The organism is Pantoea sp. B65 (assembly GCF_047308185.1).
In the GTDB taxonomy this organism is placed as follows: domain Bacteria; phylum Pseudomonadota; class Gammaproteobacteria; order Enterobacterales; family Enterobacteriaceae; genus Erwinia.
In genome coordinates this window covers 35,688-51,500 of record NZ_JAHXPU010000016.1, presented here as the reverse complement: position 1 = coordinate 51,500, position 15,813 = coordinate 35,688, and the positions used below count along the sequence as shown (strand labels likewise).

Below are 15,813 nucleotides of genomic sequence, written 5' to 3'. Positions count from 1 at the left end.
TAGTTTAATATTTTTATATACATCACTAGCTAATAATTAATTCCCTGGTGAGGATTTAATTTTTTCCAACAAAATCTGGTCTTCAGAAAAACCGCCACCTGCTACATGGAGGAAGCTTAACTAAAACACTATCCTGAATAATAGTCACTAACGAAACATTCAGGAGCGATTGCACCAGTGAGCAATCAAAAGGGTATAAATAAGATTATCAAGTCATACTGCCATTCCGTTGTAGCTAAGATAACAAGTGAAAATTAAGCCAACCTTAACTTCAGTAAAATTACGTTATTATTTTTCAGGTAAACCAGAACCAGCATCACATTTTCAATCTGGCAATAAAAAAACAAAAGTAACCCTGGTGATGATTAAGCCGCTTACCAATTATTTTTTTGGCATGCAGAAAAACCTCCGCCCGCTTTCCGGTGGAAGTTAAAATTATAAAAAAAATAAAACAGCCCTGAATAATTTTCCTGTCCAGAAGCATTCAGAGCTGCTTGCGCCAGCACGCAATCAATTAAAGCGATGAAACCTGACATACATTCCATGGAAATCAATATAACAGTGCAAAATTAAGCCAACCTTAATTTTTCGTCATAAAAGTGTCATTTTCACCATAAAAAGCCGACAAACCTCACAATCTGAAGGGCTATAAATATAGTTAGCAAAGTAATTAAAATTTATCACGATGAAATGGTTGATATTTCCCGGGGGAATTTAAAATTTTGCGTAAGGAAAAAACGGTGACCCTGAAGGTGTTTTTTTCGCTTAAATCTGAAAAAAACAACTAATGAGCGATGAGGTTAAAATGACGCCCGGTTCATAGTAACAGCCTCACGCCAGCCGCTCTGCGCCCGGCACAGCAGCTGGCGGCGGGATCAGGCTGATGAGCGGCAATCGGTCGCTGGCCGCGGAGGTAGAGCACATAAAAAAGCCCTGAACATTTCATCTGAAACGTTCAGGGCGGATTTCAACACATGTCATCAAGAGGAGATAAATAAGCGACAAAACTCACACGGACATCACACTTCCACTTCCACTTCCACTTCCACTTCCACTTCCACATTTCTGACTAAAAACTTTACTTTCCCCTGGCAAGGGATGGGTTATTGCAAATAACTTCTGATATTGAGAGAAATAATTTTTATATCTTTATATTGTTATATATATCAATGGGTAACGCATTAGTCCCCTGGTGAGGGATGGGTTTTATAACAAAAAACCGGCTATTCAGAAAAACCGCCACCTGCTACATGAAGGAAGTTTAACCAAAATGCTATCCTGAATAATAATCACTAACGAAACATTCAGAACCAATTGCACCAGCAGTCAATCCAAAGGGTACAGATACTTTCAACTTCTACTGCCATTTCGTTAACGCTAATATAACCGGCAAAAATTAAGGCAACCTTAACTTCGGTGATATTTAAGAAATAATTACCCTGACAAACCACTACCGCCATCACAGTTTATTCAGCAGAAGAGAAATAAAAAGTAACCCAGGTGACAATTAACACCGTTATAAATTAATTGATTATTTTAACGCGACAAGTTTCACAGGAAGAGCCGGGGGAAGATCAGGAGATAAAAAAAAGAAAACGGCCCTGAATAAAATTCCTTATCGGAAACATTCAGGACCGATTGCGCCAGCACGCAATTGAGTATATTTAAATGATGATGAAGCCTGAAAGGCACCCCATGGAAAATAATATAACAGTAGAAAATTAAGATAAGCTTAATTTCACTATCAACCAGCCAATATATTTAAAATAAAAATCAAACCAGCGTCACAGTTTACACCACCAGTAATATAGTTAGCATGGTGATTAAATTTTATCCAGATGAAATAATTGATTTTTTCCGTAAAAAATCCATTTTTATTAAACCAGAAAAGCGCGGATGCCGCCGGTTTTTTCGCTTAACCCAGGTACGCCATTGCATAATAACCGGCGGAATAAAAAATTACGCCGCCGGAGAGCAGCAACCCTGATGGTTGCCGTTCTCCGGCAGGCGGCGGGGAGTTAGCCGAGATCCTGGCCGTTGGTGGCAATCACGCGCTGATACCAGCTAAATGATTTTTTCTTATAGCGATTGCCGCTACCGGAGAGGGTGTCATCCAGATCGACATAGATAAAACCGTAGCGTTTGGACATCTCGCCAGTCGACATGCTGACCACGTCAATACAGCCCCATGGCGTGTAGCCCATCAGCTCAACGCCGTCGGCGATGGCATCGGCCATCGCTTCAATATGTTTACGCAGGTAGTTAATGCGGTAATCATCTGCGATGAAATAGTTTTCATCCGGTTTATCGATAGCGCCCAGACCGTTTTCCACAATAAACAGCGGTTTCTGATAACGGTCATATAGCTGATTCAGGGCAATCCGCAGGCCGGTCGGGTCAATTTCCCACCCCCAGTCGCTGGCTTCAAGGAACGGGTTGCGCACGCCGCCCAGCAGATTACCTTCGGTACTGCCGGCATCCGGGTTGGTTTCATTGACTGTCGACGACATATAGTAGCTAAAACCAACATAGTCGACGGTATGCTGCGCGAACAGCTCCAGGTCGCCAGGCTCAATGACTAATTCCACCCCCAGCTTTTTCCACAGGCTATTGGCGTAGTAGGGATACTTACCACCAACCTGCACATCGGCACAGTAAAGGTTAAACGCCTGATTGTCCTGCAGCGCTTTCAGCTGATTCAGCGGATTGCAGTCGTAGCCATAGGTGGTGGCATAGATAATCATGCAGCCAATCTGGATCTGCGGATTAAACTCGTGGGCAATTTTGACCGCTTTGCTGCTGGCGACAAACTGATTGTGCCAGGCCTGGAATTTAGCCTGCGCATCCAGCGCACCGGTTTTTACCGTTAGGCCCTGGCTCATAATCGGAAAATGAACCGCGCTGTTAATTTCGTTAAAGGTCATCCAGTATTTGACCTGCTTTCCAAAGCGTTCAATCACCGTACGGGCAAAACGCTCAAAGCAATCCACCAGCTGGCGGTTTTTCCAGCCACCGTATTCGCTGGCCAGTTTCAGCGGCATCTCATAATGGGAGATAGTAATCACCGGCTCAATGCCGTGCGCCAGGCATTCATCAATCACCTGTTGATAATGGGCCAGGCCAGCCTCATTTGGCGTCAGCTCAACACCGTTCGGATAAATACGTGTCCAGGCAATGGAAAAACGGTAACACCTGAAGCCCATTTCAGCGAACAGCGCAATGTCTTCTTTAAAGCGGTGGTAGTGGTCAATGCCTTTATGATTGGGGTAGGTGTACCGGCTCGGGTCGACGGTAAAGTCAAAGTCAGGGGAAGCGACGATTTTTAAGCGTTGCTTCCCACCGGGAAAGGCATCAGCAATCGACAGTCCTTTACCCTCTTCCTTATATGCCCCTTCGACCTGGTTGGCGGCGGTCGCACCGCCCCATAAGAAATGCTGAGGAAACTTATTACTCATTGACCCCTACTCCTGTTGTGAACAATTAAAGATAAACGACGGCCGCGCGCTCAGGCTTTCAGGAGTGTATGCGAAAAGTTTAAATCACCACAATCAGATCCCGGCACAGTCGGCAACTTTCTGTTTTCAATATAGAAGTTACTTTCCGTTATGATAAATAACCCCCGGCGACAGAGAAAACAGATGCATCCGGCGCGCCATTAGTTTAGAGTTATCTAAATTTAGATAATACTTAATTAATAAATGACAGCAGAAACTGATTTACAGGCCCTGCAGGCCAGCGCCGATCGGGCAGCCAGGTTGCTTAAAGCGATGAGTAACCCTCACCGCCTGCTCATTCTCTGCATGCTGGTGGATTCACCAGGCACCAGCGCCGGAGAGTTAGTGCAGGCATGTGGCCTCAGCCCTTCAGCCACCTCACAGCACCTTGCCAGAATGTATGAAGAGGGACTGGTGAGGAAGGTCAGAGCTGCACAACGGATTAACTATTCGATAAATGACCACGGGGTGCGGCAAATTATCAGCACCCTGAAGCAAATATATTGCCCATAAGGTTCCGCGATGAAAATAAAGCGTATTTCGCCGACAGCAGCACAGCAACTTATCGACCAGGCTATACCATTAATTGATATCCGCGATACTGCCGAATACCGGCGCGAACATATCGCCGCGGCGACGCTACTGCCGCTGTCAGAGATTGAGCAGGGGAAACTCACCGGTTTATATCCCGCCGCGGATAAGATTATTTTTCACTGCCAGTCAGGGATGCGCTCTTCACAATATGCGCAGCAACTGGCTGCCGCGGCTACCCCGGCAACGGTGTATCTGCTTGAAGGGGGGCTTAACAGCTGGAAAAAGAGCGGCCTGCCGGTGGTCAGCAATAAAAATCAGCCGTTGCCGCTGATGCGTCAGGTCCAGATAACCGCGGGCTCCCTGGTTTTACTTGGCGTACTGCTGGGATATCTGGCGCATCCGGGTTTCTTTCTGATTTCCGCTTTTGTCGGCGCCGGTCTGGTTTTTGCCGGGCTAAGTGGCTGGTGTGGCATGGCGCTGTTGCTGGCGAAAATGCCCTGGAACGGTAAAGGGCATGATTAATACTCCAGCCTTTAAGGGTACTAATTATTTATTTTAAGCGGCACAACGGTTAATAAACCAATCTGTTTAATTTTTATTAATATGCTGACTAATTAAAAGTGGATGGTTATCATGCGGCAATCCAGGGCTGGTCGTTTTTTAACGCTACGGCTACCCCCTTCCCTGATACTTTTATTTATCTCAGGCTTGCCACATGAAAATCATCTATCTGCAGCTATTTATTGCCATCGTGTTTGAAGTTGTTGGCACCACATTACTGAAATACTCCGCCGGTTTTACCCGCCCCGTCTATGCTCTGGCCACGCTGGCATGTTATGGCGTGGCCTTCTATTGCCTCTCCCTGACTCTGCAGCATATTCCGACCGGTATTGCTTACGCTATCTGGTCAGGGGTCGGTATTGTGCTGATTTCGCTGGCCGCATGGCTGCTGAACGGCCAGAAGATTGACCTTGCAGGCATTATTGGCATCAGCTTTATTATGGTCGGCGTGATTATCGTGAACGTTTTTTCTAAAACCATGCAGCACTGATGGCGTGAGCCGGATACCGGTGAGGTTGAGGATTACTCCGGCGTCGGGTTGCTGCTCTCAGCGGATTTCAGCGCCGCTATCATCGCCTCACCGAGGGTCCGCTCTCCTTGTGTAATCAACTGCCCGCCTGCCGCGCTGATATCCGTGGCCGCTTTATTCTGCCCCAGCTTCATTTTCCCCTGCAGTTCACTGATGGGGATTTCAATACCAACGATAGCCTGCACCAGACTGTCAATATATGCCTTCGGCGCATCGGCCATTTTCCACGGCTGCGGTTGCCCGGCTTCATGCTGGCGCGTCAGTCGCGCCACCAGTTTCCGCACATAGCGCTCATCATCATGAATGATAATCCTGCCGCGTGCGTGGACCACGCGGTAATTCCAGGTGGGTACCTGTTTGTGATGCTCCTGCTTACTCGGGTACCAGTTGGGGGAGATATAGGCATCACCGGCGCGGAAAACCACCAACACCTCTTCCCGGTCGCGGGCGTTTTGCCATAACGGATTGGCCCGGGCAACATGGGCATGCAGGGTGCCTGACGCCCCCTGCTCCCGCTGTAACGCAAAAGGCAGATGCACCGCATCCAGTACGCCGTGACTTTGCGTGATCAGCATCCCCAGCGGGAATTGCTCAATAACATCGTGCAGAATCTGCGTGCGCGACTCGTTAAAGTGATGTGGCAGATACATAGTGGCTCCGGCTCAGCAGAAAATAACAGCGTTGCATGTCAAAGTAACGCTTTAGTGGTTTACAATACAGAACCACTTTAATGGTTTATCAATGAGCCACAATCGATGCCTAGAAAAGCCAAAATTGTCGAAATCCCGGCGATAGGTGAACTGGACCGCGCTGCCGGTCATCTCAGCCGTCAGCTGGCGCAGGCGCTGCGTAAAGCCATCGGCAAGGGCGAGTTAAAGGCAGGCGATCTGTTACCCTCCACGCGCGTGCTGGCTGGCGCACTGCAGCTGGCCCGGGGCACCGTTATTGAGGCATTTGAACAGCTGGTCGCTGAAGGTTTTTTTGTCTCGCAGCCGGGTTCCGGCACGCGTGTGGCGCCATCGTTAAACGTAAATACACAACCAGCGGCAAAACCCGCCGCCGGTGAAAGCATGCCGCTGTCGCGTCAGGCTGAGGCATTTTCCCGCGCAGGCAGCCAGTTCACCACCCTGCCGGCGGTGCCTTTCGCCGTATCGGTGCCGGCCGGCAGCACTGCACCTGATGACGTCTGGCGCCGGCTGGGCAATCGCATTCGTGCCCGCGGGCCGGGCGCCCCCTCCGGCTATGGCGATCCCCAGGGCGCCCGGCCACTGCGCGAAGTGATTGCTGAATATGTGCGTAAATCACGTTCCGTACACTGCACACCCGACCAGGTGATTATCACTGCCGGTACTCAGCAGGGGCTTTATCTGGCAGCGCAAATTCTGCCAGATGCCGGTGAAGCGGTTTGGGTGGAAGATCCGGCCTATTCGGGGATCACCGCCATATTTGCCACTGCCTGCCGTGACAAGCAGATGATCAGAGTGCCGGTCGATGCAGAGGGGATTGACGTCGAAGCCGGACGTCGTCTGGCGGAAAATGCCCGCGCGGCATTTGTCACCCCGTCACATCAGTATCCGCTTGGAATGCCGATGAGTATGGCGCGCCGTACGGCATTACTGGCATGGGCCAGAGAACAACGGGCGTGGGTGGTGGAAGATGATTACGACAGTGAATTGCGCTACGCCGGGCACCCGTTTCCTTCGCTGCAGGGGCTGGATCCGGTAAGGGTGGTCTATCTGGGGACTTTCAGTAAGATCCTGTTCCCCTCGTTGCGCCTCGGTTACGCTATTGTTCCCGATCGGCTGGTCGATGCCTTTTGTGGCGCAAGGCAGTTGATGGATCGTCATCCTCCCAGCGCCGATCAATATGTGCTGGCCAGTTTTATGGCTGAAGGACATCTGGATCGGCATATCCGCCGTATGCGCACGGTGTATGCCGATCGACGCGAGGTGCTGATCAATGCGATTAGGCGCACTATCCCGCCGGCGCTGGCGCGGCTGCAACCCTGCGACCAGGGCATGCATATGGTGTTATGGCTGAATGCTGCGCTGGATGATCGTCTGGTGGCGCGCGAAGCCGGCCAGCGTGGTGTTTCGCTGCGCGCGGTGTCGCCGATGTATGGCGCCGGTAATGCCCGGTCTGGTCTGATACTGGGTCTGGGTGGCTTTAGCGATCAACAGATAGAAAATGCCGTTCAGCAGCTTTACCTGGCGTTAGTGGCAGTCAGCCGGATAGCCTGACCACCACCAGCGATAACCGCCCCTTTATCGGAATAATTGCCAGCCTGGTAACCGGCATGACAGCAGAGTAGCCAGCAGCACAGCCGCCCCAGCCGCCACATGTTCCGGTTCAGCCCATTCGCTGACCGCATGACTGACACCATCACGGCAGGGAATAAATATCATCGCAGTCGGACACAGCGTAGCCAGATAGCGCGCATCATGACCCGCCGCAGACAGAACCGGCATGCTGGCAACATTCAGCCCCGCGGCAGAGTCAGTAATCTGCTGCTGCAAACCGCTGTCAAAAGTATTGGGGGCAGCAGCACTGAGTGGCGTCAGGCTGACTTCGCAGAATGAATGCTGCTGAATCAGCGTTGCGGTCAGTGTGGCAAGTCGGGCTAATACTGCAGCATCGGGATGGCGCAGATCGACACGGAAAGCCACCCGCTGCGGTATGACCGAAGGCGCATTCGGCTCCATCTCCAGCCAGCCAATAGTAAACATCACCCGGTCATCATACTGACCGATCTGCTGATAAAGCTTACCCGCGAGGACGGTGAATGCCTGTAGCGCATCGCGCCGGGTGTCCATCGCTACCGTTCCGGCATGACCGCTCTCACCGCGAATCTCCACCTGCCAGGTATGTTTACCCTGGATTCCGCTGACCACGCCAATTGGACAGTTTGCCTGCTCCAGCAGAGGCGCCTGTTCAATGTGTAGTTCAAAATAGGCCGCAGGCGACTGCGAATAAGCATAGCGTGGCAATGGAAATACCTGATGTAACCGATCCAGCGCTTCACCAACACTGATGCCATCTGCATCATGGCAGGCTCGGATGGCTGCCAGCTCACGCTGGCCGGCAAACCAGGCCGATCCCATCATACCGGGCGCAAAACGCGATCCCTCTTCGTTCATCCAGGAGACCGCGATCAGATCACAGGTCGGCCGGATAGCGTTCTCCTGCAAGCTGGTGAGAACCTCAAGTGCCGCCAACACACCGTAAACCCCATCGAAACGTCCGCCGGTTGGCTGACTGTCAAGATGGCTGCCCAACAGCAGCGGCGCAGCGTGGCGATCAACACCCGGCAGGATAATAAACAGATTCCCCACCGCATCGCTACAGACCTCAAATCCGCTCTCTGCTGCCCAGTCCAACACGCGCCGCCACGCGGCAAACTCCTCTGCACTGAGTGCCTGGCGATTCACGCCTCCACCCTCAATCGCGCCATCTGCCGCAATTGCCATTAGTCGTTGCCACAAGCGCGCCGCATTAATCTTCATGCCCGCTCCTTACTCAGTGCGCATAATTTGCGCCGGATTTGCCCGCGCATCGCGAACCTGCCAGCTTCCCTGCTCTACCTGACAGAGAAACTCGGTCAGCACCTGATTAAACAGGGCGGGCTCTTCCAGATTCAGCGTATGCCCGGTTTTGGGCAGGATCGCCAGTCCGGCGGCGGGCAGATGCTTTTTCAGATACAGCCCAGGTTGCAGGCAATGATCATCTTCATCTCCCACCATTACCAGCGTCGGCAACATCAACTGACGAATTTGCGCCTCCAACTGATAAAATGCCGGACGGCGCGCCTGCACTCCGCGCATAGTCAGTGCGGCTCCCAGTGAGTCATGCTCAGCCAGACGGCTGGCAAAGCGCTGCCAGCCAAGCGGATCTTTATTCTGGAACTGCACCCGGCTGGCTCCGAGAGCATAGACGCAGGCGAACTGTTTAGCTCCCTGACTGGCGAAATTGTCCGCAACCTGCAGCGAAACCTGGCGAAAATAATCTTCACTCTCCGGCTCACAGCCATAACCGGCACCGGCAATAGTCAGTGACAGCGCACGCTGCGGTGCCATAATGCCGAAATGCAGAGTGGCAAAACCACCCATCGACAGGCCGATAATATGGGCTTTTTCAATTCCAAGGCCATCCAGCACCGCCAGTGCATCCAGCACTGCTCGCTGCTGGGAGTAAGCGTCCAGCTGCTGCGGGACTGAAGACGGTGGATAGCCACGCGCAGCATAGGTAATACAGCGGTAACGACGGCTGAAATAATGGATTTGCGGTTGCCAGCTATCATAATTACCGCCAAATTCATGAATAAACAGCAACGGTGTCCCGTCGCCATAGCTTTCAACATAGAGCTGAATATTGTCATCAGTGGTTATAAACATCGGCATCTCCTAGAAAGGCTGACGGAAATCAGTCAGCTGACGGGCCTGCGCCACCATCTCCGGCAGCAGTGTGCTGAACTTATCTGCCCAGGCTTCCGGCACTGAAGTGCTGACCTTGATAAAGCGATCGCCAAAGGTCGCAGTATGGTAAACCCCCTGACGTATCTGAATGCCCTGACGCAGATAGCACTCCACCAGCGCTTCCGGGCGAATACCCGCCTGCTGCACTTCAATCACCAGAAAGTTGCCCGCGGAAGGAAATACGGGTAGCGAAAGCCCGGGGATCCTGGCGACCGCTGACGCAATGCGTTCTTTATTGCGCGCATCGACAGCACGCAGGGTCTCCATCCATTCCGGTTTCACTTTCAGCCCGGCTTCTGCCGCGCGCTGTGCAATCACGCTGGCTCCCAGCACCCCGGAATTAAACGGCGCCAGTTCGCGCAATAATTCCGGCGCCGCAATCAACGCGCCCACACGCAGCCCGGCCAGTCCCAACCATTTGGAGAAGCTCACCGACATCACCACATGACGCTGATCCAGCCCCAGCGCCGCGACATGTTCTGGCGCAAAATCACGGTAGGTACAGTCATGTACCAGTAGTGCATTGTGGCGGCGGGCAATATCAATAAATTCCGCCAACTCCTGCTGACTGTAACTAATTCCCAACGGGTTGTTGGGATCAACCAGGTAGATAATGGCGGTATCGTCATCCACCGCAGCAGCCAGAGCCTCCGCAGTCAGACGGTAGTGGGTCTCCGCACGCCAGATGGGGATCTGTATCACCCTGGCGCCCATCTGTTCAGCAAACTGGCACGGCCATTTCCAGCTCGGGTCGGTGGTGACAAAAGTCGTCGCGGGGCGACAGCGGGCGCGGCAAATCATCGACAGCGCATTCACCCCACCATCGGTCACCATCGCTTGCACACCAGGCAAACCAACATCATCGATAATTGCCTTGCGCAATGACTCAAACCCCAGTGGGGGCGCATAGGCATTAAATTCCGCAGCGGCAACAGACTGGTTCAGCGCGGCCAGCACCTGTGGATGCGGCGGCAAGTGGTTGGTGTTCTGGCCCATCCAGTACAGACCATCAGTAGCAAACAGCGTGTCAAACCAGGCGTTGCGGGTAAAAATATCGGACATATGGCACCTCAACTGGTCAGTTTCAAATCACCGAACCACGAGCAGCAATGCCGCCGTCGATAGTAATATTGGTGCCACTTATGTAGCCTGCTTTTTCTGAGCTCATAAACGCCACCAGGTCCGCAACCTCTTCGGCGGTGGCCGGACGCCCTGCCGGATAGCAGGCGAATAGCTCCTGCCAGCGCGTTTCGTCGCCCAGCATATCAATTGCTTTACGCTTCATGATTTTCAGCATACGGTCGGTTGCCACCGGACCAGGATTAATACCAATCACCCGGATGCCGTCATCCAGGCTCCGGCCGCCGAGCGCACGGGTAAATGACATCAGCGCCGCGTTGCCGGTACTGCCGGCAATATAACTGGCGTCCCAATTCTCGCCGGAGTTGCCGATCACGTTGATAATCACCCCGCCGCGCTGCTTCATCTGTGGATAATAGAGGCGGCACAGAGTGATATAGCCAAATACCTTCAGGTCAAAGCCGGCGCGCCAGGAGAGATCGTCAACTACCTCCAGCGATCCGGCTGGGATATCACCGGCGTTATTAATCAGAATATCGATCGCTCCCACCGCCGCAGCCAGCTCCTCCATAGCAGAGGTCACAGAGAGATCTTTTTCATGCACGCTAACAGCCACACCATATTCAGCGATCAGGTTGCGCTGTAATTCACGCATTGCCTCGCCATTTCTCGCCGCGAGATGCAGATGGCAGCCTTCTGCTGCCAGCACCCGTGCGGTGGCTTCACCAATTCCTTTTGATGCACCAGTGATCAGTGCAATTTTCCCCGTCAGGTTGAGTTTCATTGTGGTCTCCTTTGTTATGTATACATGATCTAGCAATTTGCATACCAGGAGACCGCAGTTAGCAGAATTATGAGAAACCGGCGATAAAATCGACCAGGTCATCCCCCAACAGCGTCAGATGTTTACGCATGGCAACATGAGCAGCTTCGGCATCGTTTCGCGCGATGGCATTAATAATTTCACCATGTTCTTCAATGGTTTTAGCAACACGATCCGGGTGAAAGGTAACTCGACGACGATAAACCCCAACGCGATTACGCAACGTTCTGGTTTCGTCTGCGAGAAATTCATTACGGGCAATGCTGTAGATTAGCTCATGAAAAGTGAGGTTCATTTCATAGAAGGCCAGCGGAGAAATCGTCGGGCCGCAGTCCGCCATCTGCTGGTGAACCTGTTGTAGCTGCTGCAATTTATCCGGCGAAATACGCCGTGCCGCCAGTCGGGCACATAAGCCTTCCAGCTCAGCCATCACCTGGAACATCTCCAGTAGAGTATTCACTGACAGCGCTCTGACCATCACCCCGTGACGGCCATTAAGATCCACCAGTCCTTCAGCAGCCAGCAGGCGAAACGCCTCACGTACCGGGGTACGCGACACGTCAAAGCGTGCCGCAATCTCTTTCTCATCCAGCCGCTTGCCCGGCTCCAGTGTACCGCTGGCAATCTCCTTCTCCAGCACTGTCTTCAATCCGTCGGACAGTGATGTGCCAGCGGTGCGACTGAGGTTTTTTTGCTCACTCATGGTGCTTGTTGCCCGTTAATTTGCACTGTTATGAATCATTTTGCATACCTTATTACGTTTAAGGTATACATAATTTCGTTTATTAGCTCTACCTGCAGCGGAATTGATATCCAAAATTTTATTCTGGCATACATCCTGCAAGAAACCTTCAAGCGTATTTCTCTATATGTATACATAAAGTTGATGAAAAAATAAATCGATACCAGGGTTTTCACCATTAGTGACCAGAGGATGACCAGATGCAAACGATAAGATCGCTGCTGTCCACTACCGCCCGTCGCTGTCTGGCTGGCCTGTTATGCTCCACTCTGTTGAGTACCGCGTTCCCCCTGACAACCCAGGCCGCTGAGCTGGATAAAGTTTCGGTTCGCCTTAAATGGTTAGCTCAGGCACAGTTTGCCGGTTTTTATGTGGCGAAAGCCAAAGGCTTCTATCAGGACAATCAGCTGGACGTCACCATCAATCCTGGCGGCCCCAATATCAATGTTGAAACGCTAGTGGCGTCTGGCGCCGATACCTTTGGTCTGGCCGGAGGGATGGAAAGCGTACTGACGGCACGCGAGAAGGGATTACCCGTAGTGGCACTGGCAATGTCACAGCAACGCACGCCGTTTGTCTTTGTCACCTACGCAGATTCCGGCATTAACAGCTTCAACGATTTTAAGGGCAAAAAAGTGTCGGTATGGTTTACCGGCGTGCAGTATCCGCTGCTGGCGGCGCTCGGTCAGGTTGGGCTGAGCAAAGACGATATCACCCTGATCCCGCAGTCGGTGTCGCTCAATCCATTTATTGACCGCCAGGTCGATGTCGCCACCGTTACCCTCTATAACGAATACAACACTCTGAAAGAGAAAGGCGTCACCAATTTGAAGCTAATCTCGACGGACGATGTCGGCGTCACCACCCAGCAGGATGCGCTGATCACCGCGAAAGATCAGATTGAACAACATCCGCAAAGGGTACAGCGCTTTGTCAACGCCACGCTGCAAGGCTGGCAGTACGCGCTGACCCACCGCGCTGAGACCCTCGATATTCTGATGAAAGCCAACCCGAGTCTCAACCGCCCACATCAGCAGGCCATGCTCGACGCGGTAGCCACTCTGATGTATCCGCAGGGGTCGCCGGGTCTTGGCAACGTCAACCTGCCGCAGGCTGAGAAAATGATGAATCTGCTGGTGAAATACGGCGCGCTGAAGCAGCCGGTGGATATACAGCAAACCTTCGATCTGTCGTTCTGGCAGAAAGTCCCGGCTGAGTACAAGACCCTGAAATAATTGCCGTAAGCGGAGAGAGATAATGACCGTAGCACCGACAAGCCGCCAGCCATTGTTACAGCTGGATAACCTGTGGAAGCGCTTTGGCGACGACAGTCAGAAGCCGGTAGTGGCAGTTTCCGGCGTTAATCTGAGCGTCAGTGAGGGTGAGTTTGTCACCCTGGTCGGCCCTTCAGGGTGTGGCAAATCGACACTGTTTAATATGATTGCCGGTCTGCTGAACCCTGATAGTGACGGCGCCATTCTGTTTAAAGGTCAGTCACAACAGGATGGCGAATTGCTGGGCAAAGTGTCATTTATGCCGCAACGCGATCTGTTGTTGCCCTGGCGAACCATTATGGATAACACCATACTGGCGCTGGAGTGTGAAGGTATAGCACGTAAGGAGGCACGTCAACGGGCACAGGCGCTCTTTCCCAGCTTTGGCCTTAGCGGCTTTGAGCAGCACTATCCGCATCAGTTATCAGGCGGGATGCGCCAGCGCGTGGCGCTGATGCGTACCTTTCTGTTTCAGCGCGATCTGATGCTGCTCGATGAACCCTTCGGTGCGCTGGACGCCCTGACGCGCACGCTGATGCAACGCTGGTTACTGCAGCTGTGGGAGCAGCACCGGCGCACCATTCTGTTTATTACCCATGATATCGACGAAGCCATTTTCCTTGGCAGCAAAGTGGTGGTGATGAGCGCCCGTCCCGGCACGATTAAATGTGAAGAGGTGATCGATCTGCCGCGTCCGCGCCAGGCGGATATAACCACTTCAGCGGAATTTATTGCCATTAAGCGACGGCTGCTGGCAGCCATTGAAGAAGAGAGTATGAAGTCGTTTAGCTTTTCGCAGGGCGGAGGCCATTGATGACGGCAAAACGTCTGCTGATGCATCCGCTGGTGATGTCGATCCTGCTGGTATTGCTGGTGTGGCAGGGCAGTGTCTCATTGTTTGCCATTAATCCACGTTATCTGCCAGCCGTAGCGACGGTGGGCCAGGATATCTACAACAATGGCACACTGCTGTTAAGCAGCAGCTGGCGTACCGGGCTGGAGACCGTGCTGGGGTTTGGCCTTGGCACACTATTCGGCCTCGCCTGCGGCATCCTTTTTTTCTACGTTGCCTGGATCGACCGCGCATGGTTCCCGCTGTTTGTTATCTCCCAGACGGTACCGGTGATCGCCTTCGGCGCGCTGGTGGTGATCTGGTTTGGCAACACCATGCTGTCAAAGGTAATGATCGCCTTTTACCTCACTTTTCTGCCGGTCACTCTGAACAGCAAACGAGGGCTACAGAGCGTTGATCCGTTGCAGATCAGCCTGCTGCGTAGCTTTGGCGCTTCCGGCTTTCGCCGTTTTCTGTCGCTGCATCTGCCCGCAGCGGCACCGTCAATCTTCGTCGCCATGAAACTTGGTATTTCACTCGGTCTGGTTGGCGCCATTGTTGGCGAGTGGTTTGGTGATACCGAAGGGCTGGGGGTGCTGTTAATTCAGGCGATGTACAACGAAGACGTGGTGCGTATGTGGTCACTGATCGTCATTTGCGGCGCGTTGGGTGCCACGCTGTATGGTCTGGTCGAACTGTTTGAGAGGAAATTCGCATGGTGGGGAAAACAACCCTGAGTGGCAAACTGCTGCCGCCGCTGTTTGGCATACTGAGTCTCGTATTGCTGTGGCAAGGCAGTATCTGGCTGTTTGATATCCAGCCCTTTGTGCTGCCTTCACTGCATGACATTTTCAGCACCATTATCGTCAGCAACAGCACACTGTGGATAGCAATGAGCTGGACGCTGATGGAAGCGCTGCTCGGCTTTGCCTGCGGGCTATTCACCGGCTTACTGCTGGCGATTGCTATGACCGTCTGCCGTCCGCTGGAAGCCATTCTGATGCCGCTGGCGGTAGCGATTAACTCAGTACCCACCGTGGCCTACATTCCGCTGGCGCTAATCTGGTTTGGCATGGGGATGACGTCGAAAATCGTCATGGTGGTGCTGGGGGTCAACTTTGTCATTCTGGTTAATAGCCTGCATGGCCTGAAACAAGCCGATCCGCAGATGATTAATCTGATGCGTAGCTTCGGTGCCAGCCGCCTGGCGATTATGGCCAAACTGCAGCTACCGGCGGCGCTGCCCTCGATTGTCAGCGGCCTGCGCATCGGGATAGTGCGCAGCATTATTATTGCCATCGTTGCCGAGATGCTCGGTGCTTTTCAGGGTATTGGCTGGGTGATTTTTCAGTCGACACAACAGGTGGACTTTCTCACCGTCTGGGCTGCTGTGGTGGTCTCTTCGCTGGCAAGTATTACGCTGTATGCGCTGCTGGCATGGATAGATAGCAAACTAATCTGGTGGAAATAGT

General features: G+C 52.6%; 16 protein-coding genes. 8 read left to right on the top strand and 8 right to left on the bottom strand.

Features of this window, described 5'->3' with window-relative positions; all coding sequences use genetic code 11:
- Positions 1-374: 374 nt before the first annotated feature.
- Entirely contained in the window at positions 375-536 is a 162-nt protein-coding gene (locus JWF83_RS05605; protein ID WP_413649219.1) for a hypothetical protein, read from the bottom strand.
- A 1,482-nt stretch (positions 537-2,018) separates the two neighbouring features.
- A complete protein-coding gene (locus tag JWF83_RS05600) occupies positions 2,019-3,455 on the bottom strand; it encodes a glycoside hydrolase family 1 protein (RefSeq protein WP_413649218.1) in 1,437 nt (478 codons plus the stop codon).
- Positions 3,456-3,698: 243 nt separating this feature from the next.
- Here JWF83_RS05600 and JWF83_RS05595 point away from each other — a divergent pair, with 243 nt between their 5' ends.
- From JWF83_RS05595 to JWF83_RS05585, 3 genes are all read left to right on the top strand, one after another.
- Positions 3,699-4,007 (top strand): ArsR/SmtB family transcription factor, encoded by a 309-nt coding sequence (locus JWF83_RS05595; protein WP_413649217.1) that lies wholly within the window; start codon positions 3,699-3,701, stop codon positions 4,005-4,007.
- A 9-nt stretch (positions 4,008-4,016) separates the two neighbouring features.
- On the top strand, positions 4,017-4,550 hold the full coding sequence (locus tag JWF83_RS05590) for a rhodanese family protein (RefSeq protein ID WP_413649216.1): 534 nt from the start codon (positions 4,017-4,019) through the stop codon (positions 4,548-4,550).
- Positions 4,551-4,743: 193 nt separating this feature from the next.
- A complete protein-coding gene (locus tag JWF83_RS05585) occupies positions 4,744-5,079 on the top strand; it encodes an SMR family transporter (protein WP_413649215.1) in 336 nt (111 codons plus the stop codon).
- A gap of 32 nt (positions 5,080-5,111) precedes the next feature.
- On the opposite strand, the gene JWF83_RS05580 is transcribed toward JWF83_RS05585, so the two are convergent.
- A complete protein-coding gene (locus JWF83_RS05580; protein ID WP_413649214.1) occupies positions 5,112-5,768 on the bottom strand; it encodes an FMN-binding negative transcriptional regulator in 657 nt (218 codons plus the stop codon).
- A gap of 105 nt (positions 5,769-5,873) precedes the next feature.
- Here JWF83_RS05580 and JWF83_RS05575 point away from each other — a divergent pair, with 105 nt between their 5' ends.
- Positions 5,874-7,358, top strand: a complete 1,485-nt coding sequence (locus tag JWF83_RS05575) for a PLP-dependent aminotransferase family protein (RefSeq protein WP_413649213.1) — start codon at positions 5,874-5,876, stop codon at positions 7,356-7,358.
- A 24-nt stretch (positions 7,359-7,382) separates the two neighbouring features.
- On the opposite strand, the gene JWF83_RS05570 is transcribed toward JWF83_RS05575, so the two are convergent.
- The 5 genes from JWF83_RS05570 to JWF83_RS05550 all read right to left on the bottom strand — a co-directional run bounded on the left by JWF83_RS05570 (position 7,383) and on the right by JWF83_RS05550 (position 12,196).
- Entirely contained in the window at positions 7,383-8,621 is a 1,239-nt protein-coding gene (locus tag JWF83_RS05570) for a M20 family metallo-hydrolase (protein WP_413649212.1), read from the bottom strand.
- 9 nt (positions 8,622-8,630) lie between these two features.
- Positions 8,631-9,509 (bottom strand): alpha/beta fold hydrolase, encoded by an 879-nt coding sequence (locus tag JWF83_RS05565; protein ID WP_413649211.1) that lies wholly within the window; start codon positions 9,507-9,509, stop codon positions 8,631-8,633.
- 9 nt (positions 9,510-9,518) lie between these two features.
- On the bottom strand, positions 9,519-10,652 hold the full coding sequence (locus JWF83_RS05560; protein WP_413649210.1) for a pyridoxal phosphate-dependent aminotransferase: 1,134 nt from the start codon (positions 10,650-10,652) through the stop codon (positions 9,519-9,521).
- Between the two features lie 22 nt (positions 10,653-10,674).
- Positions 10,675-11,454 (bottom strand): SDR family oxidoreductase, encoded by a 780-nt coding sequence (locus JWF83_RS05555; protein WP_413649209.1) that lies wholly within the window; start codon positions 11,452-11,454, stop codon positions 10,675-10,677.
- 67 nt (positions 11,455-11,521) lie between these two features.
- On the bottom strand, positions 11,522-12,196 hold the full coding sequence (locus tag JWF83_RS05550) for a GntR family transcriptional regulator (protein WP_413649208.1): 675 nt from the start codon (positions 12,194-12,196) through the stop codon (positions 11,522-11,524).
- A gap of 239 nt (positions 12,197-12,435) precedes the next feature.
- Between JWF83_RS05550 and JWF83_RS05545 the strand changes: the two genes are divergently transcribed.
- The 4 genes from JWF83_RS05545 to JWF83_RS05530 are packed head-to-tail and all read left to right on the top strand — an operon-like array spanning position 12,436 to position 15,812.
- Entirely contained in the window at positions 12,436-13,470 is a 1,035-nt protein-coding gene (locus tag JWF83_RS05545; protein WP_413649207.1) for an ABC transporter substrate-binding protein, read from the top strand.
- 22 nt (positions 13,471-13,492) lie between these two features.
- Positions 13,493-14,323 (top strand): ABC transporter ATP-binding protein, encoded by an 831-nt coding sequence (locus JWF83_RS05540; protein WP_413649206.1) that lies wholly within the window; start codon positions 13,493-13,495, stop codon positions 14,321-14,323.
- A complete protein-coding gene (locus JWF83_RS05535; RefSeq protein ID WP_413649205.1) occupies positions 14,323-15,078 on the top strand; it encodes an ABC transporter permease in 756 nt (251 codons plus the stop codon). Before JWF83_RS05540 ends, JWF83_RS05535 begins: the two co-directional genes overlap by 1 nt.
- Positions 15,057-15,812, top strand: coding sequence for an ABC transporter permease (locus JWF83_RS05530; protein WP_413649204.1), 756 nt, complete (start codon positions 15,057-15,059; stop codon positions 15,810-15,812). The genes JWF83_RS05535 and JWF83_RS05530 overlap by 22 nt, the downstream gene beginning before the upstream one ends.
- Position 15,813: the final 1 nt, after the last annotated feature.